19 protein-coding genes are annotated in these 20,851 nt (G+C 75.8%); 9 read left to right on the plus strand and 10 right to left on the minus strand.

Going from position 1 to position 20,851, the window contains the following annotated elements:
- Positions 1 to 59 precede the first annotated feature (59 nt).
- A complete protein-coding gene (locus tag KPF22_RS18960) occupies positions 60 to 851 on the minus strand; it encodes a hypothetical protein (RefSeq protein ID WP_224402851.1) in 792 nt (263 codons plus the stop codon).
- 189 nt (positions 852 to 1,040) lie between these two features.
- On the opposite strand from KPF22_RS18960, the gene KPF22_RS18965 reads away from it, so the two are divergent.
- Genes KPF22_RS18965 through KPF22_RS18975 form a run of 3 tightly spaced genes read left to right on the plus strand, consistent with a single transcriptional unit; the run spans position 1,041 to position 3,524 of the window.
- The gene (locus KPF22_RS18965) at positions 1,041 to 1,664 is read left to right on the plus strand and encodes a hypothetical protein (protein WP_224402852.1); all 624 of its coding nucleotides are present in this window, start codon (positions 1,041 to 1,043) and stop codon (positions 1,662 to 1,664) included.
- Positions 1,665 to 1,671: 7 nt separating this feature from the next.
- Positions 1,672 to 2,853, plus strand: coding sequence for a sensor histidine kinase (locus KPF22_RS18970; RefSeq protein WP_224402853.1), 1,182 nt, complete (start codon positions 1,672 to 1,674; stop codon positions 2,851 to 2,853).
- Entirely contained in the window at positions 2,850 to 3,524 is a 675-nt protein-coding gene (locus tag KPF22_RS18975; RefSeq protein ID WP_208820172.1) for a response regulator transcription factor, read from the plus strand. Before KPF22_RS18970 ends, KPF22_RS18975 begins: the two co-directional genes overlap by 4 nt.
- 6 nt (positions 3,525 to 3,530) lie before the next feature.
- Here the strand turns inward: KPF22_RS18975 and ligD are convergent, their stop codons facing one another.
- Positions 3,531 to 4,559, minus strand: coding sequence for a non-homologous end-joining DNA ligase (gene ligD / locus KPF22_RS18980; RefSeq protein ID WP_374107502.1), 1,029 nt, complete (start codon positions 4,557 to 4,559; stop codon positions 3,531 to 3,533).
- Positions 4,560 to 4,594: 35 nt separating this feature from the next.
- Between ligD and KPF22_RS18985 the strand changes: the two genes are divergently transcribed.
- Both KPF22_RS18985 and msrB read left to right on the plus strand, forming a co-directional pair.
- On the plus strand, positions 4,595 to 4,876 hold the full coding sequence (locus KPF22_RS18985) for a hypothetical protein (RefSeq protein ID WP_062402379.1): 282 nt from the start codon (positions 4,595 to 4,597) through the stop codon (positions 4,874 to 4,876).
- Between the two features lie 42 nt (positions 4,877 to 4,918).
- Entirely contained in the window at positions 4,919 to 5,371 is a 453-nt protein-coding gene (gene msrB, locus KPF22_RS18990) for a peptide-methionine (R)-S-oxide reductase MsrB (RefSeq protein ID WP_208820170.1), read from the plus strand.
- Between the two features lie 31 nt (positions 5,372 to 5,402).
- Here the strand turns inward: msrB and hemQ are convergent, their stop codons facing one another.
- The 3 genes from hemQ to hemE are packed head-to-tail and all read right to left on the minus strand — an operon-like array spanning position 5,403 to position 8,776.
- A complete protein-coding gene (hemQ, locus tag KPF22_RS18995; RefSeq protein ID WP_224402854.1) occupies positions 5,403 to 6,098 on the minus strand; it encodes a hydrogen peroxide-dependent heme synthase in 696 nt (231 codons plus the stop codon).
- A 33-nt stretch (positions 6,099 to 6,131) separates the two neighbouring features.
- The gene (gene hemG, locus KPF22_RS19000; RefSeq protein ID WP_224402855.1) at positions 6,132 to 7,685 is read right to left on the minus strand and encodes a protoporphyrinogen oxidase; all 1,554 of its coding nucleotides are present in this window, start codon (positions 7,683 to 7,685) and stop codon (positions 6,132 to 6,134) included.
- Positions 7,682 to 8,776, minus strand: a complete 1,095-nt coding sequence (gene hemE / locus KPF22_RS19005; protein ID WP_208820164.1) for a uroporphyrinogen decarboxylase — start codon at positions 8,774 to 8,776, stop codon at positions 7,682 to 7,684. The genes hemG and hemE overlap by 4 nt, the downstream gene beginning before the upstream one ends.
- 95 nt (positions 8,777 to 8,871) lie before the next feature.
- Between hemE and KPF22_RS19010 the strand changes: the two genes are divergently transcribed.
- From KPF22_RS19010 to KPF22_RS19020, 3 genes are all read left to right on the plus strand, one after another.
- On the plus strand, positions 8,872 to 9,492 hold the full coding sequence (locus KPF22_RS19010) for a DUF3000 domain-containing protein (RefSeq protein WP_179760319.1): 621 nt from the start codon (positions 8,872 to 8,874) through the stop codon (positions 9,490 to 9,492).
- Between the two features lie 418 nt (positions 9,493 to 9,910).
- Entirely contained in the window at positions 9,911 to 10,471 is a 561-nt protein-coding gene (locus KPF22_RS19015; RefSeq protein ID WP_029239699.1) for a response regulator transcription factor, read from the plus strand.
- Between the two features lie 86 nt (positions 10,472 to 10,557).
- Positions 10,558 to 11,739 carry a ribonuclease D gene (locus KPF22_RS19020; protein ID WP_224402981.1) on the plus strand — a complete coding sequence of 394 codons (1,182 nt, stop codon included), beginning with the start codon at positions 10,558 to 10,560 and terminating at the stop codon, positions 11,737 to 11,739.
- 79 nt (positions 11,740 to 11,818) lie between these two features.
- On the opposite strand, the gene KPF22_RS19025 is transcribed toward KPF22_RS19020, so the two are convergent.
- The 3 genes from KPF22_RS19025 to dxs are packed head-to-tail and all read right to left on the minus strand — an operon-like array spanning position 11,819 to position 15,607.
- Complete coding sequence (locus tag KPF22_RS19025) at positions 11,819 to 12,985, minus strand: cell wall metabolism sensor histidine kinase WalK (protein WP_224402856.1); 1,167 nt, start codon at positions 12,983 to 12,985, stop codon at positions 11,819 to 11,821.
- 4 nt (positions 12,986 to 12,989) lie between these two features.
- Complete coding sequence (locus KPF22_RS19030; RefSeq protein WP_224402857.1) at positions 12,990 to 13,667, minus strand: response regulator transcription factor; 678 nt, start codon at positions 13,665 to 13,667, stop codon at positions 12,990 to 12,992.
- Positions 13,667 to 15,607, minus strand: coding sequence for a 1-deoxy-D-xylulose-5-phosphate synthase (dxs, locus tag KPF22_RS19035; protein WP_208820160.1), 1,941 nt, complete (start codon positions 15,605 to 15,607; stop codon positions 13,667 to 13,669). The genes KPF22_RS19030 and dxs overlap by 1 nt, the downstream gene beginning before the upstream one ends.
- Before the next feature lie 669 nt (positions 15,608 to 16,276).
- Between dxs and KPF22_RS19040 the strand changes: the two genes are divergently transcribed.
- Entirely contained in the window at positions 16,277 to 17,656 is a 1,380-nt protein-coding gene (locus KPF22_RS19040; protein ID WP_208820158.1) for a diguanylate cyclase, read from the plus strand.
- 171 nt (positions 17,657 to 17,827) lie between these two features.
- On the opposite strand, the gene KPF22_RS33210 is transcribed toward KPF22_RS19040, so the two are convergent.
- On the minus strand, positions 17,828 to 19,147 hold the full coding sequence (locus KPF22_RS33210; protein ID WP_224402858.1) for a GGDEF domain-containing protein: 1,320 nt from the start codon (positions 19,145 to 19,147) through the stop codon (positions 17,828 to 17,830).
- Between the two features lie 199 nt (positions 19,148 to 19,346).
- Positions 19,347 to 20,681: an MFS transporter gene (locus tag KPF22_RS19050; RefSeq protein WP_208820154.1), complete on the minus strand. Its 1,335-nt coding sequence runs from the start codon at positions 20,679 to 20,681 to the stop codon at positions 19,347 to 19,349.
- Between the last annotated feature and the right edge of the window lie 170 nt (positions 20,682 to 20,851).

Here is a 20,851-nt window from a genome sequence, read left to right on the forward strand (position 1 = left end):
TGCCACCCCGGGCGCCCCGCCCGGCCCCGTCGGACGAGGGGGCCGGGCGGGGCGTGGACTCAGCAGTTGCCGTAGGAGTTGGTGGTGCCCGCGCGGGTCACCACCCCGGTGGCGGTGTCGGCGACGACGACCGGGATCCCCAGTGGACCGTTGCCGTTGCGGTAGACGTCGCGCAGCTTCGTCGACGGGACGACCCCGGCCCCGTCGGCCCGCGCGACGCCCGCCCGGATCGTGCCGTACCCGGGGACCCCGACGCTCCAGAACCACTGCTCGGCGCCGGGGGTGGCCCGCCCGCTGCCGTACATGTAGCAGGACAGCTGGTCACGGCTGTTGGTGATCGACACCCGCCCGGACGGGACGCCGGCCGGGTCGGCGAGGTTGAGCACGCCGTTGCCGTTCTCGCTCCGCACCCGGTCCCGGGCGGCTCCGGAGAACGACACGCAGACGTGGTCGGAGGGCTGGGCCTCCCGCCACACGAAGCCCGGCTTGCAGGTGTCCGGGCCGTACGGTCCGGACCCGGCGCGGTTCGCGGGGCCCGCCGCGGTCTCGGCGCGGGCGGTGGTGCGCGAGGCGACGCTCACGCAGACCGGGTCGCTCGGCCCGATCTCCCGCCACACGAAGCCGCTCTTGCAGGTGTAGGGGCCGTAGGGCAGCGCGGCGGGCGCCGGACCCGCCGGGGCGGGCGCCGTCGGCGGGGCGGCGAGCGCGGTGCCGGCGCCGCCGGCGAGCAGCGCGGCACCGAGCGCCGCGGTCACGCCGAGGCGACGGACGGCACCGCGCGCCGCCCGGGGCCGTCGGGTCCCGGCCGGCCGGCCGGTGGTCGTCGTCGGTGTCGTCGTCGGTGTCGTCATCGTGGGTGTCCCCTCACCCCGGGCGCTCCGCCGGCGGTGTCGCCGTGTCCCGGTGCCGTCCGATCCTGGGCACCGGCGGCGCCCGCGGAATCGGCGCGGCGGCGTATCCCGTCGCTGCCGCAACGATTCGACCGCACGTACCGCAGAGAGTTGATGACACCGGTCGGTGGGCCCGCGAGGCTGATCGACATGACCGACTCACTCGTGGCGATCCTCCTGCCGGGCGCCGGCGGCCGCCCGGAGCTCGGCGGGACCGGAACCCTGGTGACGCCCACCGCCGTCCTCGTCCACCCACCGCTGTCGCGACGGCTGCGGGCCGGCGAGGGCCCCGCACCCGTCCGGGTCGCGGTGTGCGGCTGGGACCCGGCCGGGACCGAGCTGATCGACGTCGCCGGGGTGCAGGTCAGCGGCCGGTCCCCGGCCGGGGCGGACGAGCCGGTCGTCGGGCTGGTGCTGGCGACGCCGTCGTCGCGGGCCGGGACGGACGGCTTCGGCAGCGAGGAGGCGGTCGCGGCGCACCTGCTCACCCCGTACGACGCCGTGACCCGCCCGGCCGCCGCCCCGGGCCCCGCCGTCGACCCGGGTGCCACGGTCGACCCGGGCCCCGGTGGGCGGTCCGGTGGGACCGGTGACCCGTCCCCCGGTCGCGGTGTCCCGGGCGGGCGGCCCGCCGGGTCCGGCGACGCGGAGGAGGACGGCACGGGCGTCGGCACCGGGCCGCCGGCCGGTCCGGGTGACGGCGAGGGCGGGCGTCGGCCGCCGCCGGAGTCCCCGTCGATCCTGTGCAGCTTCCTCGGGATCTTCTGCCGGTAGGGACGTGATGACCACCCGGCGCCGCTCGGTCGGCGAGATCCTGGTCGTCGGGCTGGCGGTCGGGGCCGACCTCTACGTGCACGGCGGCGACAGCAGGCTGCGCGGCGGCGGAGAGCTCCCGGCGTGGGTGGTGCCGGTCGTCGAGGTGGTCGTGCTGGCGACGCTGCTGCTCCGGTGGCGGTACCCGTACCGGGTGTTCGCCCTCCAGTGGTGCTGGGCGCTGGCCGGGCTGGTGCTGCCCGGGTTCGCCCCGTTCGCGGGGCTCCTCGTGGCGCTGCACGCCGTCGCCTGCCGGGCGCCGGCCCGGTACTCGCTCGCGGTGCTCGCGGCGAGCCCGGTCCCGCTCGCGGTGAGCAACGCCAACGCCGCCGGTGGGGTGGGCTCGCGCTTCTTCGCCGCGCTGTGTCTGGCCTGGGCCGTCGTCCTCGCCGCGGTCTGGGCGGTCGGGCGGCTCACCCACCTCGCCGAGCGGCGGACACGGCTGGTGGAGGAGCTGCGCGAGCGCGACGCCGCCGACGCCGTCCGGGCCGAGCGGCTGCACCTGGCCCGGGAGCTGCACGACATCGTGGCGCACACGGTCAGCGCGATGGTCCTGCAGACCGCGGGGGCCCGGGCCCGCCTGACCGCGGGCCCCGACGACGACCCGACCCGGGCCGAGGTGGTCGCCGCGCTGGCGGCGGTGGAGGCGAGCGGGGTGACGGCGATGACCGAGATGCACCGGATGCTGGGGCTGCTGCGCGCGCCCTCCCCCGGCCCGGACCCGGCCGGGGACGGCGTCGTCGCACCGCGCCTGGCCGACGTGCCGCACCTGCTGGAGACCTCCCGCGCGTCCGGGCTCGACGTCGAGCACGTCGTCGACGGCGATCCGGGCCGGGCCGACCCGAGCGTGGAGCTGACCGCCTTCCGGGTCGTGCAGGAGGGGCTCGCCAACGCGATCAAGCACGGCGGCGCCGGGGCACTGGTCCGGGTGCACGAGCTGTGGGAGCCCGGACGGCTGCGGATCACCGTGCGCAGCTCCCCGGGGATCACCGGCCCGGACCACCGGCTGCCGGTCGGCGGGCACGGGCTGCGCGGGCTCGCCGAACGGGCCGCGCTGGTCGGCGGGCACATCGAGTCCGGCCCGGGCGGCGGCGGCTTCGTGCTGCGTGCCGAGCTCCCGCTCGACGGCTCCGGGGCGGGGGCGCGGTGACCGTCACCGTGGTCGTCGCCGACGACGACCCGCTCGTCCGCACCGGTGTGGGCATGCTCCTGCGCAGTGCCCCGGACCTGGCCGTGGTCGGTGAGGCCGCCGACGGCGCCGCCGCGGTCGAGCTGGTGCGGCGCGACCGCCCGGACATCGTCGTGATGGACCTGCGGATGCCGGGCACCGACGGGACCGCCGCGACACGGGCGATCACCGCGGACCGGGCCGACGACCCGGACCTGCTGACCCGCGTGCTGGTGCTGACCACCTTCCACGACGACGACGCCGTGTACGGCGCCCTGCGCGCGGGTGCCAGCGGCTACCTGCTCAAGCACGCGGCCCCGGCCGACCTGGTCCCGGCGGTGCGCCGGGTCGCGGCGGGCGACGCGTGGCTCGACCCGGAGGTCGCGAGCCGGGTGATCGCCGCACTCGTGGCCACCGACCCCGACCGCGACGACCCGCCCCAGCTCCTGGCCCGGCTCACCGCGCGTGAGCGCGAGGTGCTGACCCTCATGGCGCACGGACGGTCCAACGACGAGATCGCCGCGGGGCTCGTGCTGTCCGGTGCGACGGTCCGCACCCACGTCAACCGGATCCTGATGAAGACCGGGTCGGGGAACCGGACGAACGCGGTGATCCTCGCCTTCCGCAGCGGGCTGGTGGACCCGCGGCGGTGAGGACGCTCAGTCCTGCTTCCGCGCCCGGCTGGGCTGCACCCGCAGCGGCTCCCCGGGCATCTTCGGGTACTCCGGCGGGTAGGGAAGGTCCCCCAGCCCCCGTTCGGCCTCGTCCTCGGCGTACCACTCCAGCGCGGTCGCGCAGCTCCCCCGGTTCTCGCCGGCGCCGGCGTGCGGGTCCCCGTGCCGTTCCAGCAGCCCGGGCACGGTGCGCAGGGTGAACCCGGCGGGGTCGACCTCGGGCAGGTCGTCCCAGGTGACCGGCATGGAGACGGTCGCGGCGGGCAGCCCGCGCACCGACCAGGCCGAGGCGATGGTGCGGTCGCGGGCGGCCTGGTTGTAGTCCAGGAACACCCGCTCGCCGCGCTCCTCCTTCCACCAGTCGACGGTGGCGAGCTCCGGGATGCGCCGGCAGACGCGGCGGGCGAGCGCGATGACCGCGTGCCGGACCTGCACGAAGTCCCACTCGGGCCGGATCGGGCAGGCGACGTGCACGCCCCGCCCGCCGGAGGTCTTGGCCCATCCGGTCAACCCGGCCTCGGTGAGGACCTCGCGCAGCGCCTGCGCCACGACGACGGCGTCGCCGAAGTCGGTGCCCGGCTGCGGGTCGAGGTCGATGCGCAGCTCGTCGGGGTGCTCGGTGTCGGCGCAGCGGACCGGCCACGGGTGGAAGTCGAGGGTGTTGAGGTTCGCCGCCCAGACGATCGTCGCAGGCTCGGTGACCGACACCGACTCGGCGGTACGGCCGCTCGGGAAGGTCACCGTGCAGGTCCGCACCCAGTCCGGCGCGCCCTTCGGGACGCGTTTGACGAAGAACGGCTCGCCGTCCACCCCGGAGTTGAACCGCTTCAGGTTGGTGGGGCGGTCGCGCAGCGCGGCGGCCATGGGCTCCGCCACCGCGACGTAGTACTCGACCACCTCGCGCTTGGTGATGCCGAGCTCGCCGAACACGACCTTGTCCGGGCTGGTCAGGCGGACGTCACGCGGCCCTTCGGGCCCGTCCACCTGCAGCATCACGACCTCACGGCTCGCCACCCGGCGAACCTACCCCCGGCGTCTATCGTGTGCCCATGAGTTCCGACCGGTCCCCCCGGTTCGACGACGACCTGCTGGGCCTCGACCCGGACGACCCGGAGGCACGCGCGTTCGCCGCGCACCTGGACCGCATGCAGCGGGTGCCGTCGTGCTCGGTGGAGGGCTACATCCGCGGCGTCGGGGACTTCGCGGAGTCGGCGAACCGGCTCCGGGGGCCGCAGCGCGCCGCCGCCGTCGGGGTGACGGTGCTGCTGCTGCTCGTCGCGGCCTGGGTCATCGCGAACGCGGCCGGGTTCGTCGTCGCCACCTGGGTCTGACGACCGGCGGCGCACGACCGATCAACGGGTTACCGTGGATGCATGGGTCTGTTCAGCCGCAACACCACCACCTCCGACGCCGAGCTCCCGGCGGCGCCGGTGCAGAAGTCCGACGACGAGTGGCGGGCCCAGCTCAGCCCGGAGGAGTACCAGGTGCTCCGCAAGGCCGGGACCGAGCGCCCGTTCACCGGTGAGTACACCGACACGACCACCACCGGGGTCTACCGCTGCCGGGCGTGCGGGGCGGAGCTGTTCCGCAGCGACTCCAAGTTCGAGTCGCACTGCGGGTGGCCGTCGTTCTTCACCCCGCTCGCGGGTGAGGCCGTCATCGAGCGCACCGACTCCAGCCTCGGCATGACGCGCACCGAGGTGCTGTGCGCGACCTGCCACGGCCACCTGGGCCACGTGTTCGCCGGAGAGGGCTACGGCACCCCCACCGACCTGCGCTACTGCATCAACTCCGTGTCGCTGACCCTCGAGCCCGCCGCGGAGTAGGGGCCGCCGGGCGGCGGTCCCCACCCGCCGCTCAGGGCAGGGACGCGACGAGGTCGCCGACCTCGACCCGCGGGCCGGTGTAGAACGGGATCTCCTCGCGCACGTGGCGGCGGGCCTCGGTGCCGCGCAGGTGCCGCATGAGGTCGACGATGCGGTACAGCTCGTCGGCCTCGAAGGCGAGGATCCACTCGTAGTCGCCGAGGGCGAAGGCCGGGACGGTGTTGGCGCGCACGTCGGCGTAGTCCCGGGCCTCCTTGCCGTGGTCGGCGAGCATCGTCCGACGCTCGGCGTCGGGCAGCAGGTACCACTCGTAGGACCGGACGAACGGGTAGACGCAGACGTAGCGCTTCGGGTCCTCACCGGCCATGAACGCCGGGACGTGGCTCTTGTTGAACTCCGCCGGGCGGTGCAGCGCGGTCTGGCTCCAGACCGGCACGCTCGCCCGGCCGAGCGCGGTGGTGCGGCGCAGGTCGGAGAAGGCGGCCTGCAGCGACTCGATCTCCGAGGCGTGCCACCAGATCATGTAGTCGGCGTCGTGCCGCACACCGGCGAGGTCGTAGACGCCGCGGACGGCGACGTCCTTGTTGGCGAGCGAGTCGAGGTACTCGGTCGCCTCGCGGGCGGCGGCCGAGCGGTCGTCGCCGAGGCGGCCGGGCTCGACCCGGAAGACCGACCACATGGTGTAGCGGATGGTGTCGTTGATCGCTTTGACGTCCACGCGGGCCATGTCCGGCATGGTACGCGGCCGGTGAGGGTGCCCTCAGCGACCGGTCCGTGCGGCGGGCAGGGCCGGGGCGAGCCGCTCGGCGGCGGCCCGGGCGGTCGCGACACAGGCGGGGACGCCGACCCCGTGCAGCATCGACCCGGCGACCTCCAGCCCCCCGACGGCGGCGACGGCGGACTCCAGCGCGTCGACGACCGCGCCGTGCCCCACGCCGTACTGCGGCAGACCGCCGCCCCAGCGCTGCACGAACGACGCGACCGGGACGGCGTCGACGCCGTCGAGCACGGCCAGGTCGGCACGGACACGGGCGACGAGCTCGGCGTCGTCGACCTGTAGGCCCGCCTCCTCGCCGAACCGGCCGATCGACGCCCGGAGCCGGACCAGGCCGTCCTCACCGAGGTGGGCCCACTTCGTCGACGCGTGGGTGACGCCCTTGACCGACAGGGGCTCGTCCGCGGCGACCAGACAACCGGAGGTGCCGGGCATGCCGGCGACGTCGGCGGCCCGGAAGGCGAGCGCGACGACCGCGGAGGAGGCGAGCTCGATCCGCCCGGCCGCGGCGGCCGCGGCCGGTGCGACCGGCTCCAGCAGCCGGCGGGCGGCGGGTGCGGGGACGGCGAGGACGACGGCGTCGACGTCGAGCGCCTCCGGCTGCGGGACCGGTCCGAGGACGAGCCGCCAGCCGTCGGGGCGGCGGTGCAGCTCCCGCACGGTGACGCCGGTGCGCACCCGGGCCCCGGACGCGGCGACGAGTGCGGCGATCACCTCGCGGTAGCCGCCGCGCACGGCACCGAAGACCGGTCCCGCGGCCACCGGCTGTGGCACCGCGGAGGGGCCGGCCCCGGAGCCCGCGGCGGCGGTCGGCACGGCGGCCCGGCTCCCGGTGACCCGGCTCCCGGCGACCGGCGGTGTGGTGGCGCCGACCCCCGCGGCCGGTGTCCCGGCGGCGAGGGTGCCGCTGCGCTGGCCGGACGCGGCCATCCCGGTACTGGCCGCCTCGGTGAGCGACCCGGCCCCGGCGTCGAGCGCGGCGGCCAGCGCCGGGACGGTGGCGCGCAGGCCGAGCCGGTCGACCCGCCCGGCGTAGACACCGCCCAGGAGCGGGTCGGCGATCCGGTCGACGACCTCGGGGCCGAACCGGCGGCGCAGCAGCGCCCCGAGCGCGACGTCGGTGCCCGGGTCCCAGTCCAGCGGCGTGGTCGGCTCGGCGGCGACCGCGGCCCGTCCGGCGTCGGACAGCACTCCCCCGAGGTCGGCGTCACGGCCGGGCACGCCCATCAGGGTGCCGCGGGGCAGGCCGACGGTCCGCCCGCCGGCGCGGATCGTCGCCGTCGCCGCGGTGGGGTGGGTGAGCGCGTCGGCCAGCCCGATCTCGGTGAGCAGCGCGGGGACCTCGGGGCGGCGGGCGAGGAAGGCCTCGGCGCCGACGTCGAAGGGCGTCCCCGCGAGGTCGACCGTGCGCAGCACGCCGCCGAGCCGGTCACGCTGCTCGAGCACGACGATCTCGGCGGCCGGGCCGAGCAGCGTGCGCAGCCGGTGCGCGCAGGCCAGACCGGAGACACCGCCGCCGACGACGGCGACGCGGGTCATCGCGACGGACGGTCGCCCGTCGGACCGCCCACGGGCTGGGCGTGCACCGTCTCGACGGTCCGGGTGATCGCGTCCGGGTCGGTGGGGGGCAGGACACCGTGGCCCAGGTTGAACACGTGCCCGCGGGTGCGGGCCCCCTCGGCGGCGATCCGCACGACCTCGGCGTCGACGGCCTCCTGACCGGCGAACAGCACCGCCGGGTCCAGGTTGCCCTGCACGGGCACCGCACCGCCGGCCCGGCGCGCCGCGACGTCGAGCGGGGTCCGCCAGTCGACGCCGATCACGTCGGCGCCGGCGTCGGTCATCGCGCCCAGGAGCTCGGCCGTGCCGACCCCGAAGTGGATCCGCGGCACGCCGGCACCGGCGAGCGCGCCGAGCACGGCGGCGGAGTGCGGCAGCACGAACTCGCGGTAGTCGCGCTCGGACAGCGCGCCCGCCCAGGAGTCGAACAGCTGGACCGCGTCCACCCCGGCGGCGACCTGCTGCTGCAGGAACGTGCCGGTGAGCACGGCGAGCTTGCCGAGCAGGGCGTGCCACACGTCGGGGGCCGAGCGCATGAGGGACTTGGTCCGCTCGTGGTTGCGGCTCGGGCCGCCCTCGATGAGGTAGGAGGCGAGGGTGAACGGGGCGCCCGCGAACCCGATCAGCGGGACGCGGCCCAGCTCGGGCAGCAGCAGGCCGATCGCCTCGGTGACGCGCGCCACCTGCTCGGGCGCCAGCTCGGGCAGCGCCGCGACGTCGGCGGCGGTGCGGACCGGCGAGTCCACGACGGGTCCGGTACCCGGCACGATGTCCACCCCGATGCCCGCCAGGTACAGCGGCACCACGATGTCGGAGAACAGGATGGCCGCGTCCATGTCGTGGCGGCGGACCGGCTGCAGGGTGATCTCGCAGGTCAGGTCCGGGGTGAGACACGCCTCGAGCATCGCGTTGTCCCGGCGCAGGGCCCGGTACTCCGGCAACGAGCGACCTGCCTGGCGCATGAACCAGACCGGCAGCCGCGACGGCGTCGCACCGCGCGCCGCGTCGAGGAACGGTGCTCCCGCGAGGTCGCGGCGGGCGGGGGGCGCGGAGACGATGCCTGCAGTCATGACCTCCGGATGATCCCACGCGGACCGGGCCGGTGCTCGGGCGCCCCGGCGCGCCTGCCAGGTACGACGGGTATCGCACCCTAGAGTCCGACGCCGTGCCGGACCCGAACTCACCACCACCAGCAGCGTTCCGCAGCGCGGTCCGCTCGCTCGCGTCGGTCCGACCGCGCCCCGAGCTCGTGGTGCGGCCGCTCGAGGCCCCGCCCCGGCTCGCGCCGTACAGCTGGGCGACCAGCGTCGAGGCCGACATCGGGCACCGCGGCGACGGGACCGACGACCTCGACGAGCCGGACACCTCCGGCCGGTTGATCCTGCTCCACGACCCCGACGGCCAGGAACGCTGGGAGGGCACCTTCCGGCTGGTCTGCTTCGTGCAGGCCCGGCTGGAGCCCGGCCAGCTCGGCGACGACATGCTGCCGCGGATCGGCTGGTCCTGGCTGACCGACGCGCTCGAGCACGCCGGCGCCGGGTTCACCGCGCTCGGCGGGACCGTCACCCAGACCTCGTCGGTCCGCTTCGGCGGGCTCAGCGGCGGCGGTGGCGGCCCCGGCGAGGGGCCGCCGCGGGAGGACGACGTCGAGCTGCGCGCCTCCTGGTCGCCCACGGAGAGCGACGGCGATCTGTCCCGACACGCCGTCGCGTTCGCGTCCCTGGTGTCGACCGCTGCGGGTCTGCCGCCGGTCGGCGCAGTGCCGTTGAGCCGATCACCCGGCTGAACGTCGCAGGTCAACGGCATGCGTCGGAAATCTTTCACCCGGAGGGGTGGGACCGCGCCCACATGCATGTAACTTTCCAGGCCGGAAAGACGAATGCACACCAGACGTTAGGCCGCATGGAGGGATACCATCTCTTCCATGGCACCCGCCCGGGCGGCCGAGCGCCACTCTCCGTCCCTCGGGTTCCGGTGTTGGTCGGGGGCGTACGACCGACTCCAGGAAGGTTGACGACGTGGCTGTACTTGGCCAGCAAGTGCCGGCGCAGAGCTCCGGCAGCACCACCCCAGGTGGCGCTCCGATCGGTGGAGCAGTGCTCTCGCCGGGGATCGTCCCGCAGCCGCGGGAGGAGCTGTTCACGGTTCTCGTCGTGGACGACCACCCGCTGCTCCGTGAGGCGATCGCCGGACGGCTGCGCTCCATGGGAGCGGGCACCGTGCACGAGGCCGCCTCGGTCACCGAGGCGCGGGCTCGCGCCCACGCCGCGGGTCCCTGCGACCTCGCGATCCTCGACCTGACCCTGCCGGACGGCAGCGGGCTGGACCTGGTCAGCGAGCTCCGCTCGCTCGGCTGGAACCGGCTGGTCGTGCTCGCCTCCTCCGACGACCCGTACGCGGTCCGCTCGGCGTTCCAGGCCGGCGCGCAGGCCTACCTGCTCAAGTCGGCGTCGCCCTCGGTCGTGACCGACGGCGTCAAGCGGGTCCTCGACGGCGGCGTCTACGCCGACCCGACGGTCGCCCCGCTGCTCGCCACCGGGTCCCGCGTGCCGGGCACCGACAACACCCCGCGGGAGCTCTCGGCCCGCGAGGTCGAGGTGCTGCAGCTCGTCGCGGACGGCCAGTCCAACAAGGAGATCGGTGAGGCCCTGAACCTCTCCGCCCTCACGGTGAAGAGCCACCTCTCCCGGATCGGCCGCAAGCTCGGCACCGGTGACCGCGCCCAGATGGTCGCGCTCGCCATGCGCGCGGGGGTCATTCGCTGACTCCCCGGACCGGCGCCGCCGGCGGTACGGACACGACCCGGCCGCCGGTCTCGGCGACTCCGGACGGTTCACCCGATCCGGTACCGCTGCTCCGTCCCGCCGACGGCCTCCCCCCGGTCACCGCGACCGCCGACGACCTCGCCCGCGTGGCCGCGGCGATCGCCGGCGGCAGCGGACCGGTCGCCGTCGACGCGGAGCGTGCCTCCGGCTTCCGGTACTCCCAGCGCGCCTACCTGGTGCAGCTGCGGCGTGCCGGGGCCGGGTCCGCGCTGGTGGACCCGATCCCGCTGCGCGGCGAGCTGGGCCCGCTCGCCGAGGCCCTCGACGGCCCGGAGTGGGTGCTCCACGCGGCCTCCCAGGACCTCCCGTGCCTGGCCGAGCTGGACCTGCGCCCGGCGTCGTTGTTCGACACCGAGCTCGCCGGCCGGCTGGCCGGGCTGCCCCGGGTCGGGCTCGGCCCGATGGTGGAGAACCTGCTCGGCCTCGGCCTGGAGAAGGGGCACGGTGCCGCCGACTGGTCGCGTCGCCCGCTCCCCGAGGACTGGCTGGTCTACGCCGCGCTCGACGTCGAGGTGCTCGTCGACCTGCGCACCGTCCTGACCCGGATGCTCGACGAGCAGGGCAAGCTCGACTGGGCCCGCCAGGAGTTCGAGGCGGTCCGCACCGCCCCGCCGCCCGCGCCGCGCGCGGAGCCCTGGCGACGCACCTCCGGCATCCACAAGGTCCGCCGCCCCCGCCCGCTCGCTGCGGTCCGGGAGCTGTGGCAGGCGCGTGACTCCCTCGCCGCCGAGCGCGACATCGCCCCCGGCCGGGTCCTGCCCGACGCCGCGATCGTCGACGCCGCGGTGCGCAACCCCGACTCCCCGCAGGCACTGGCCGAACTGCCGGTGTTCCGCGGACGCTCCCAGCGCAGGCTGGCCCGGTACTGGTTCGACGCGCTGCGCCGGGCCGCCGACCTCCCCGAGGCCGAGCTGCCGCGCGGCGCCGCCACCACCGACGGCCCGCCACCGGTGTCGCGCTGGGCCGACCGCGACCCCGACGCCGCGGCCCGGCTCGCCGCCGCCCGCGCGGCACTGACCACGGTCTCCGAGCAGCACGACGTGCCGGTGGAGAACCTGTTGCAGCCCGACCTGCTGCGCCGGGTCTGCTGGACCCCGCCCACCGACGGCGACCTCCCGGCCGCCCTGGTCGCCGGCGGCGCCCGCCCGTGGCAGGTCGAGCTGCTCGCCCCGCTGCTCGAACCGGCCCTGGCCACCCGGGCCCGCTGAGCCGCCCGAGCCTCCCCCGCCCGCGTCCCGGTGGAGCCACCCGCCCCGGGTGAGCCACCCGGACCGGGCCGGCCTCCGGTCAGCGGGCGAGGACCGGGGCCCCGCCCGAGGGCGCCGGGGCCGTGCTGTCGTCGGGCAGCGCGACGTGCACCTCGAGTCCCCCGCCGGGCACCGCCTCGGCGTGCACGGACCCGCCGTGCGCGGTGGCCACCGACCGCACGATCGACAACCCCAGCCCGGAGCCGCGGGTGTGGGCGGTGCGGGCCACCGGGCCCCGCCGGAACGGCTCGAACAGCTCGGCCACCCTGTCCGGCGCCAGCTCCGGCCCGGACGACGCGACCCGCAGCACGACCCCCGGCTCGGGCGCGCCGGTCCCGCAGCCGACCTCGATCCAGCCGCCGTCGCGGTTGTGCCGCACCGCGTTCTCCAGCAGGTTCGCCACCATCCGGCGCAGCAGCGGCTCGTTGCCCCGGGTCGTCGCGGGCCGCGGGTCGGTGCGCACGACCAGGCCGCGGACGGCGACGTCCCCGGCCACGGCCGCGAGCTCCGCGGCGACGAGCGCGGCCAGGTCCACCGGCACCCGGTCGGAGCCCGGCATCGCTCCCCCGGCCTCGGTGCGGGCCAGCAGCAGCAGCCCGCTGACCAGCTCGTCGCAGCGGCGGCCCGCCTCGCGGACGACCCCGGCCATCCGGCGCAGCTCCTCGGCGTCGGCGTCGGGGTCCTGGAGCGTCACGTCGATCTCGGTGCGCAGCACCGCGAGCGGGGTGCGCAGCTCGTGCCCGGCGTTGGCGACGAACCGGGACTGCGCGTCGAACGCGGCCTGCAGCCGGTCGAGCATCGCGTCGACGGCGGCGGCCAGCTCGGCGACCTCGCCGCGGGCACCGGCGAGCGCGACCCGCTCGTCGAGCGAGCTCGCCGAGAGCCGCGAGGTGGTCTCGACGACCCGGCGCAGCGGGTGCAGCACCCGCCCGACCAGCATCCAGGACGTGACCGCCCCGGCCGCGACGACCAGCGGGAACGCGATCAGCCCGGCCCGCAGCACCTCGGCGCGGGCCGCGGCGGCGACCGCGTCGCGGGCGGTCTCGGCGGGCACGGCGACCCCGCCGACGAACACCGTCCCGGGCAGCGCCGGGGTGCCCGCGACCACCGCGCCGACCAGCATCCAGCCGAGCCAGAGCAGCAGCGCGGCGACCGCGGCGACGAGCGCCGTCGCGAGCAGCGTCAGCCGCGGCCGGAGGGCGCCCACGCCGTCACGCCGAGGGGGTCCCGTCGGCGGGCACCCGGTACCCGGCACCGACGACGGTGTCGATCGGACCCGGCGCACCGAGCTTCTTGCGCAGGGTCATGACGGTGACCCGCACCGTGGTGGTGAACGGGTCGGCGTTCTCGTCCCAGACGCGTTCGAGCAGCTCCTCCGACGACACCACGGCCCCGCCCGCGGCGAGCAGGACCTCCAGCACGCCGAACTCCTTGCGGGTCAGCTCGACCGGCCGCCCGGAGCGCAGCACGGTGCGCCGGGCCGGGTCCAGCACGACGTCGCCGGCCCGCAGCGTGGGCGGCACCGCCGGGGTCGCCCGACGACCGAGCGCCCGGACCCGGGCGACCAGCTCGGGGAAGTCGAACGGTTTGGCCAGGTAGTCGTCGGCGCCACGGGACAGGCCCTCGACCTTGTCGGCCGGGGTGCCCGACGCGGTGAGCATCAGCACCCGGGTCAGGCCGCCCGCGGCGACGAGCTCGTCGCACAGGTCGTCGCCGCTGCGGCCGGGCAGGTCCCGGTCGAGGACGGCGACGTCGTAGCGGGTCACCGACAGCTTCTCCGAGCCCTCGTCGCCGTCGTAGGCCACGTCGACGGCCATCCCGTCCCGGCGCAGGCCGCGCACGACGGCGTCGGCCATCGCCGGCTCGTCCTCGACGACGATGACGCGCATCAGCGGGTGCGCTCCCGCCCGGGAACGGCGTCCTCGGGGGTCGAGGGGACCGCCGCGGCCGCCCACTCGGTGATCCGGCGGGCCATGTCCTGCTCGGTCAGCCCGGTCGCGGCGAGCACGTCGTCGCGGCTGCCGTGTTCCAGGTACTCCTGGGGCAGCGCGAGGTCGCGCTGGCGCACGTCGAGCTCGGCGGCACGCAGCGCGTCGGACAGCGCGGAGCCGAACCCGCCGTGCGTGCCGCAGTCGGAGACGGTGACTACGAGCTGGTGGTCGGCGGCCAGCGTGAGCAGCTCCCGCGGGACCGGCAGCACCCACCGCGGGTCGACGACGGTCACGTCGACGCCCTGGTCGGCGAGCCGCTGCGCGACGGCGACGCCGGCCTTCGCGAACGCCCCGACGCAGACCAGCAGCACCTGGGAGCGCCCGTCGGACGGCTCGTGCAGCACGTCGACCCCGGCCGGGCCGTCGAGACGGCGCAGCGCGGGCACCGAGCCGATCACCGAGCCCTTGGGGTAGCGCAGGGCGGTGGGGCCGTCGGTGACCGCGGTGGCCTCCCGGAACTCCTCGCGCAGGGTCTCCTCGTCGCGGGGGGCCGCGACCCGCATGCCGGGCACGATGCCCAGCAGCGACAGGTCCCACATCCCGTTGTGCGACGGGCCGTCGCTGCCGGTGACCCCGGAGCGGTCCAGCACCAGCGTGACGCGCTCGCGGTGCAGGCCCACGTCCATCAGCAGCTGGTCGAAACCGCGGTTGAGGAACGTCGAGTACAGCGCGACGACGGGGTGCCGCCCGGCCCGGGCCAGCCCGGCGGCGGTGGTCAGCGCGTGCTGCTCGGCGATCCCGACGTCGACGATGCGGTCCGGGTGGGCGGCCGCGAACGGCGCCAGGCCGGTCGGGCCGAGCATCGCCGCGGTGATCGCGACGACGTCGGTGCGCCGCGACCCCAGCGCCACCATCTCCTCGGCGAACACGTCGGTCCAGCCGGTGACCGGGGTACCGGTGGGCAGACCGGTCTCCGGGTCGAACGCGGCCGGGCTGTGCATCTGCTCGGCCTCGTCGTTCTCCGCGGGCGGGTAGCCGTTGCCCTTGCGGGTGACCGTGTGCACGATGACCGGCCCGCCGAAGCGCTTCGCCCGGCGCAGCGCGGACTCGAGCTGGCCGATGTCGTGGCCGTCGACCGGGCCGAAGTACTTGAGCCCCAGGTCGGAGAACAGCTCCTGCGGGGAGAGCGCGTCCTTCACCCCGGCCTTGAACGCGTGCAGGCCTGCGTAGAGCGCGGGCCCGACCACGGGGGTGCCGCGGACGGTGCGCTTGCCGGCCTCGAGCACCCGCTCGTAGCCGGGCTGCAGCCGCAGTGACGCGAGCCGGTCGGCCAGCCCGCCGATGGTCGGCGAGTAGGAGCGGCCGTTGTCGTTCACGACGACCACGACGTTGCGGTCCTCGCCGGCCGCGATGTTGTTGAGCGCCTCCCAGGCCATGCCGCCGGTCAGCGCCCCGTCGCCGATCACGGCGACGACGTGCCGGTCGACCCCGGTCAGGGCGTGCGCGCGGGCGATCCCGTCGGCCCAGGACAGCGACGACGACGCGTGGCTGGACTCGACGTGGTCGTGCTCGGACTCGGCGCGGCTCGGGTAGCCCGACAGCCCGCCGGTCTTCTTCAGCCGGTCCCAGCCCTCCTGACGGCCGGTCAGCAGCTTGTGCACGTACGCCTGGTGTCCGGTGTCCCAGATCAGGGTGTCCTGCGGGGACTCGAAGACCCGGTGCAGGGCGATGCTCAGCTCGACCACACCCAGGTTGGGCCCCAGGTGGCCCCCGGTGCGGGACACCGCCTTGATCAGGAACCCACGGATCTCGGCCGCGAGCGAGGTCAGCTCGTCGGGCCCGAGCCCTCGCAGATCGGCCGGGCGCCGGATCGCCGAGAGTCCCCGGTTCGTCGTCACGTACTGCCTCCTCGCCGCCGGCCCTGCTCGGGCGTCCTCCACCACGGAGGACCGGCATCGACTCGTGGTCCCACTCTACGGACCGGTAGCCGAGGCGACCCGGTGGCGCTGCCGGGCGCGGCGGGCGTCGTCCGTCACCCGGACGGTGCCCGCCGCGTCCCGTGCTGCGACGCGGTACGTCCACTGTTCTCACCAACCCCAGTTACGCATTGTCGATCTCCTTTCGCACTCGGACCCACAGTTGATCGACACAATGGCCGCGGCCCTTACCGCGGACGCGTTCACCAACCCCAGTTGCGCATCGGACACCCCTTTCCTGATCGACATCCCGCACGTCGTGGCGCCGCCGTGACATCGCGGTACCGCGATTACCGGCATACCGACATGGTCTCCCACGCATTCACCGGTGCCGCCGCCGAAAAGGGTGACCCGCCGCCGATCCGCGAACAAACCAGGGAGCACCATTGCGATATCAACAATCACCGGTCCGGCCGTGCGGCCGGCACTCAGCGTGATCACGCCACTCGTCCGAGCAGCTACGACGCGATCACGAAGCCGTATCGATCACTGACGGCGACGAGTGCGGTTAGGATCACGGAGGGGCGGCACGCCGGTCGCTGCTGCGGACGGGCAGGATCGGGTGGGACGACGCCGGCGAGGGAGGGACGTATGGCCCCGGAACCGGTCCGGCTGCACCAGGTCACCCGCTGGCCGATCTGGTCCATCCCGGGGCGGCTGCTCGGCCCGGTCCTCGCCGTGGAACTGCTGGCGGTCTGCCTGGTGCTCGCCGGGCTGCTGAACCCGCCCCGGCTCGACCACGCGACACTGGTGCTGCTCGCCACGCTGACCGTGGCCGGGATCCTGCACACCGAGGTCGTGGCCGGCGTCGAACGCATCCGGCGCTACACCGCCGAGACCCACCACGTGAACCTGACCTCGGTCTGGACCTTCGCCTCGGCCCTGCTGCTGCCACCGGTACTGGGCGCATTCGTGGTGGTGGTGGTCTACACCCACCTCTACGTCCGGGTCCTGCGGCCGGTGCCGCCCCCGGACCGCAGGCCGGTCTACCGCGAGGTCTACAGCACCGCGACGGTCATCCTGTCCGTGCACGCGGCGGCCGGGGTGCTCGCCGCGACCCGGCCCGGCGAGCTCTACGGCAGCCTGCCCGGCACCCTCGCGCTGCTGCTCGCGCTGCTGACCTACACCGTCGTCAACACCTGCCTGGTCCTCGGCGTGGTCGCGGTGGCCAGCCCGGACACCCGGGTGGTGCGGATCCTGTTCGGCGGCGACGAGCTCACCCTGGAGCTGGCGACCCTCTGCCTGGGGGCGCTGACGGCGGGGGCGCTGGCCGCGAGCGGGCCGTTCGTCGCGCTGCTCGCGGTGCCGCCCATCCTGGCCCTGCACCGCACGATCCTGGTCCGCCAGCTGCGCGAACGGGCCGACACCGACGCCAAGACCGGGCTGCTCAACCACGCGGCCTGGCACCTGCGCGGGACCCACGAGCTGGCCCTGGCCGAACGCGAACGGCGGCCCGCGGCGCTGCTGATCCTCGACCTGGACCACTTCAAGGAGATCAACGACACGCACGGCCACCTCTACGGCGACCAGGTTCTCGCCGCCACCGCCCAGATGCTGCGCGAGGAGCTGCGCGACCACGACCTCGTCGGCCGGTTCGGCGGGGAGGAGTTCGTCGTGCTGCTCCCCCGGCTCTCCGGGAACGACGGGCGCGAGGAGGTCCGGCAGATCGCCGAGCGGCTGCGCAGGCGGATCGCGGGCGGCTCCGGCCCGGTGGCTCCGCCGGACGGGGTCCCGGCCCAGCGGCTGCCCGCACCGGCCCCGGGCGCCGCCGGGACCGACGGCCGTCCGTCGCCCCGGGCCGGCGCCGGGATCACCGTCTCGATCGGTGGGGCGCTGTTCCCCGACGACGGCCACGCCCTGACCGGCCTGCTCGAGGTCGCCGACTCCGCGCTCTACGCGGCCAAGCGGGCCGGGCGCGACGCCGTGCGGATCGGGCGCCACACCTTCCCGGCCGAACCCGAACACGCCTGAGCCCCCGCGCCGACGCCCGTCCCGTCGGGACCGAGCCGATCGGCCGCCACGGCTCGGCGCCCCCGGGCGGCCCGGAGCCCGCTGTGCCCGGCGACCCGGTGGCGCATCCCCCGTCGCCCACGCCGGCCCTGGGCCCCGGTGCCCGGTGCGGCGGACCCGGTCGCCCGGGGGTCAGCGGCCGGGGACGCTCCCGTCGCGCCCGGTCCGGACCTGGTCGCGCCCGGCCCGCTTGGCCGCGTAGAGGGCGTGGTCGGCGACCTGCAGCAGCTCGTCGAGGGACTCGTCGTCGCCGCCGGTCACCGCGACCCCGACCGACACCGACAGGTCGCAGATGGTGATGCCGCCGCCCGGGCCGTCGACGTGCACGGCCAGCGACCGGACGGTCCGCCGGATGCGCTCGGCCGCGTTGTGGGCGAGCTCGCGCCCCTCCGGCCCCACCGGCAGCCCGGCCAGCAGGACGACGAACTCCTCCCCGCCGAAGCGCCCGACCGGGTCGACCTCGCGGACCTGGGCCTTCAGCGTCCCGGCGACGGCGGAGAGCACCTCGTCGCCGGCGAGGTGGCCGTAGCCGTCGTTGACGGCCTTGAAGTGGTCCAGGTCGAGGATCAGCACCGCGACCGCACCGCGCTGGCGCCGCGCCCGGGCGAGCGCCCGGTGCGCCCGGCCCCGCCACGCGACGGCGGTCAGCAGGTTGGTCTTGGCGTCGGTGTTCGCCCGTTCCTCCAGCTGCCGGATCAGCACCGCCCGGTGCAGCACCAGCAGCGGCGGGAGGACCAGCAGCACGAGCAGCACCTGGCGCTGCACGGCGAGCGCGGCCAGCACCGCCAGACACAGCGTCGCGCCCTCCAGCACGTGGTCGTCCCAGTCCCCCACCAGACGTCGCCAGTCGGGGCGGTGCGGCGAGGACAGCGCCAGCGCGGTCGCGACGAGCAACTGGTTGACCAGCCCGTAGACCGCCATGGCCAGCAGCAGCGACAGGTAGCCGACCACCTGGCTCCCGCCACCGACCCCCGCCGCCGCGGTGAGCGACTCGGACGGGACGAGGACCGAGGCGGCCATCGCGGCGAGCACGACGGTCGCGGTGGTGTAGGCGTGCCGGTACAACTGCGCCCCGGCGGGACGCCAGACCCGCCACCACAGGTGGCCGTAGACGGCCACGACCACCAGGCCCGCCACCCCCGGCGGCAGCAGCAGCGCGGCCGCGAAGGTCCAGACCGTCGACAGGTCGAAGTAGGAGACGTGTGCGACCCGCCGGCGCACCCGCTCGATGCCGGTCGCCAGCTCGGTGTGCACCGCGCCGAGCGCCGCCAGACCGAGTGCGCCCAGCGCCAGCAGGCCGGTGTCGCGGTTCCAGGGCAGCCGGGCCAGGTCGGTCACGACGAGCACCACGGCGGTGAGCTCGACGAGCACCAGCACGGCGAGCACCCGCGCCGGCAGGCCGCGGAAGGGCCAGCGGGGACGTTCGGGGGCACCACTCCGGATCCCGGTCACGGACACCTACCCGAAAGGACGGGACCGATCGACACATCGCGTTCGTCGGCCACCGTCGACATCACCCGAACGGGTACAATGAACGTCGATTCGTCACGATGAGTGACGAAACAGGCGGCGGTGACGCCATACCGGACGACAGGAGGTGACGTCGTGCGCAACCGAGGCTGGTGATCACCGGGAACGACGCGTGCCGGGGTCATGCGACCGCCCCCGGACCGGCCGACCGGAGCATCCGGAACGCACCGAGGGCGAGCACGATCCCCACCGCACCGAACACACCGAGCGCCGTCGCCGGAGCGGTCCACTCGGCCAGTACCCCGCCGGCGAGGACCGCGACCCCCTGGGTCGCCACGAGACCCGACGCGGCGACGCCCACGGCGCTCCCGCGGACCGCGCTCGGCGTGGCCCGCGCGAAGCCCGACTGGGCCGCGATCAGGCAGGCCGTGGCGCAGGCTCCCGAGACCGCCCAGAGTGCGACCGCCTGCCACAGGCCCGTCGCCAGCGGCGTCAGTGCGAGCGGCAGCGCCGCCCCGACGGCCAGCGGTACCAGGCCGCGCTCGCGCAGCCGGGCCGGCAGCACGTAGGCGACGACCAGGGCCCCGACCGCGCTGCCCGCCGGGTCGGCCGCCATCAGCAGCCCGGTCGCCGCCGGGCCCGCCCCGATCGCGACGGCGTAGGCCGCCGCCAGCGCCTCGGGCAGTACGAAGATGCCGAGCATCCAGGCCATGAGGGCCAGCGAGCGCCGCCGGGGGTGGCCGAACACGATCGGCAGACCGGCCAGCGCCGACCGCCACCAGGCGCCGGACCGGGCCGCCCACCGCGTCGCCGATCCGGGCCCCGGCGCCGCCGCGGTCGCCGCGGCCGCGGCCGTCGCCGCCGACGGTCCGGCCGCGACCGCCGCGTGCCGGGACCGGACACCGAGGGCGACGAGCACCGCCGAGCCGACGAACGTCGCGGCGTCGACCAGCAGCGCGCCGCGCGGGGCCAGCGTCGCGACGAGCAGACCGCCCCCCGCGAAGCCGGCCACCTGCGCCACCTGCACCGAGACCTGACGCAGCGCCAGGCCGCGGGCGAGCAGGTCGCCGGACAGCAGGTCGGGCAGCAGGGCCGAGCGGGCCGCGGTGTGCGGGCCGCCCAGCAGGACGACCAGCACCAGCAGCGCCCCCAGGACCGGCAGCCCGGGACCGGGCACGGCCATGGCGACGACGAGACCGGCCCGGGCCAGGTCGGTCCCGATCAGCAGCCGGCGACGCGGCCACCGGTCGGCGAGGTGGCCGAGCAGCAGCCCGCCGAGCAGGGCGGGCAGGAAGGTCAGCGCGTAGACCCCCGCCGACCACGCGACCGAGCCGGTCTCGCTCAGGACCAGGACGGTCAGCGCGACCCGCGCGACCTGGTCGCCGGCGACCGACAGGACCTCCGCGGTCCACAGCGCGCGGAAGTCCGGGACGGAGAAGGGGCCGCGGACGCCGGCGGCGGGATCGGGGTCGCGAGCCTCGTCGCCTCCCGTCCCGGAGCCGCCGCGCTCGACCATCGGCGTGGGGTCCCTTCGGAGTCCGGCGTGGGTGGCCCGCCGCGGACCCGGCACCCGACCTCGGCACGGGCCTACCACCTCGGCGTCGGCGGCGGGCAGGAGTTCCCGTCGAGCCTAGGTACACCCCGCCCGGTCGTCGCCCCCGATGATCCGCCTGAAGCCGGGCGGCG

The sequence above is a fragment of the Pseudonocardia sp. ICBG1034 genome, from assembly GCF_020131375.1.
Taxonomy (GTDB): Bacteria; Actinomycetota; Actinomycetes; order Mycobacteriales; family Pseudonocardiaceae; genus Pseudonocardia; species Pseudonocardia alni.